Source organism: Lentilactobacillus sp. TOM.63 (genome assembly GCF_030361045.1).
In the GTDB taxonomy this organism is placed as follows: domain Bacteria; phylum Bacillota; class Bacilli; order Lactobacillales; family Lactobacillaceae; genus Lentilactobacillus; species Lentilactobacillus dabitei.
In genome coordinates, this window is sequence record NZ_JAUCAP010000160.1 from 1 (window position 1) to 1,646 (window position 1,646).

12 tRNA genes are annotated in these 1,646 nt (G+C 44.0%); all 12 read left to right on the forward strand.

The features are described 5' to 3' along the window. Positions 1 to 4 precede the first annotated feature (4 nt). The 12 genes from QUF07_RS13835 (at position 5) to QUF07_RS13890 (ending at position 1,119) form a co-directional block, all read left to right on the forward strand. Positions 5 to 77, forward strand: a tRNA-Asn gene (locus tag QUF07_RS13835). A gap of 13 nt (positions 78 to 90) precedes the next feature. Next, positions 91 to 182, forward strand: a tRNA-Ser gene (locus QUF07_RS13840). A 19-nt stretch (positions 183 to 201) separates the two neighbouring features. Continuing rightward, a tRNA-Glu gene (locus tag QUF07_RS13845) sits at positions 202 to 273 on the forward strand. 2 nt (positions 274 to 275) lie between these two features. Next, positions 276 to 348, forward strand: a tRNA-Val gene (locus tag QUF07_RS13850). A gap of 16 nt (positions 349 to 364) precedes the next feature. Beyond that, positions 365 to 439 (forward strand) — tRNA-Asp (locus QUF07_RS13855). Positions 440 to 497: 58 nt separating this feature from the next. Beyond that, positions 498 to 570 (forward strand) — tRNA-Phe (locus QUF07_RS13860). A 5-nt stretch (positions 571 to 575) separates the two neighbouring features. Continuing rightward, positions 576 to 658: transfer RNA gene (locus QUF07_RS13865), tRNA-Tyr, on the forward strand. A 4-nt stretch (positions 659 to 662) separates the two neighbouring features. Continuing rightward, a tRNA-Trp gene (locus tag QUF07_RS13870) sits at positions 663 to 733 on the forward strand. Between the two features lie 14 nt (positions 734 to 747). After that, positions 748 to 820, forward strand: a tRNA-His gene (locus QUF07_RS13875). Positions 821 to 827: 7 nt separating this feature from the next. Beyond that, positions 828 to 899 (forward strand) — tRNA-Gln (locus tag QUF07_RS13880). A gap of 19 nt (positions 900 to 918) precedes the next feature. Next, a tRNA-Cys gene (locus tag QUF07_RS13885) sits at positions 919 to 989 on the forward strand. Between the two features lie 44 nt (positions 990 to 1,033). Then, positions 1,034 to 1,119, forward strand: a tRNA-Leu gene (locus tag QUF07_RS13890). The last annotated feature ends 527 nt before the right edge of the window (positions 1,120 to 1,646 follow it).

Genomic DNA, 1,646 nt, shown 5'->3' on the forward strand with positions numbered 1-1,646 from the left:
ATATTCCGGCATAGCTCAGTTGGTAGAGCACCTGACTGTTAATCAGGTTGTCGACGGTTCGAGCCCGCCTGCCGGAGTTATTATTTAATTGGAGAGTTGTCCGAGCTGGCCGAAGGAGCATCATTGGAAATGATGTAAACGGGTAAAAGCCTGTTTCAAGGGTTCGAATCCCTTACTCTCCGTAACCGAATAATAATTTATGACCCGTTGGTCAAGTGGTTAAGACACCGCCCTTTCACGGCGGTAACATGGGTTCAAATCCCGTACGGGTCATTGGAGGATTAGCTCAGCTGGGAGAGCATCTGCCTTACAAGCAGGAGGTCACAGGTTCGATCCCTGTATCCTCCATTTTCATAGCAACATTGGTTCGTTGGTCTAGTTGGTTTAGGACGCCTGCCTGTCACGCAGGAGATCACGAGTTCGAGTCTCGTACGAACCGTTGTTATGTATTTGAAAATTGAATACACAACACAAGTATTATTATCATGATGGTAAATGGCTCGGTAGCTCAGTCGGTAGAGCAATGCATTGAAGCTGCATGTGTCGGCAGTTCGATTCTGTCCCGCGCCATTCATGGAGGGGTAGCGAAGTCTGGCTAAACGCGGCGGACTGTAAATCCGCTCCTTCGGGTTCGGTGGTTCGAATCCACTCCCCTCCATCATAGGGATATAGTTTAATGGTAGAACTACGGTCTCCAAAACCGTCGGTGTGGGTTCAACTCCTACTATCCCTGTTAATAATATTATGGCGGTATTGGTGAAGTGGTTAACACATCGGTTTGTGGATCCGACACGCGTGGGTTCGATTCCCACATACCGCCCTTTGATTGGGTTATAGCCAAGTGGTAAGGCAACAGACTTTGACTCTGTCATGCGCTGGTTCGAATCCAGCTAACCCAGTTGGGTTAGCCAAAGTTATGGCGGTATAGCCAAGTGGTAAGGCAGAGGTCTGCAAAACCTTCATCGTCGGTTCGAATCCGATTACCGCCTTTATCCATTTATTGTTGGCCAATCATAGAGTATTATATTGTTATGCCGGAGTGGCGGAACTGGCAGACGCGCTGGACTCAAAATCCAGTGTCCGTTAAAGGACGTGTGGGTTCGAACCCCACCTCCGGTATTAAAGAGCCACTGACAAAGTAAGAGAAACGTTGATATTTTTTCAACGTTTCTCTATTTTTTTTGTCACTATTTCTTTGAAAAAATGAATATTTTGAAATAATTATTATTTATAAACATTAACCGTTGAATAGAACAGTGGCTGCACTGAGTGGTAAATAGTAAAAGCTAATTTCTAACGATCCAGTGGCTTCTCAAATCGGTCTATTACAATTGTTGAAGGCACTGTTATCATCTCATCATTCCACTACCACACCCACGTTCAACTCGGGTCGGTTGCTGTGCATGAGAGTTATTATTACAATAATGACTGACCAGCGACACCACAACCGAGAGTTAGGGCTGCTGCGCAAGTAATTAGAAACTTCATTTTAATCACTTCCTTTAAAATTGAGATGGCATCTTTGTGTTCATTTTAACATATGTACTCAGCTTCAATTCAGTTCAAAAGAAAAAGGGTTCTACAATATCTGTTGTTGGTAATAGATTTTATCTATTACTGATGACAGATTTTTTGTTTCTCGTTAG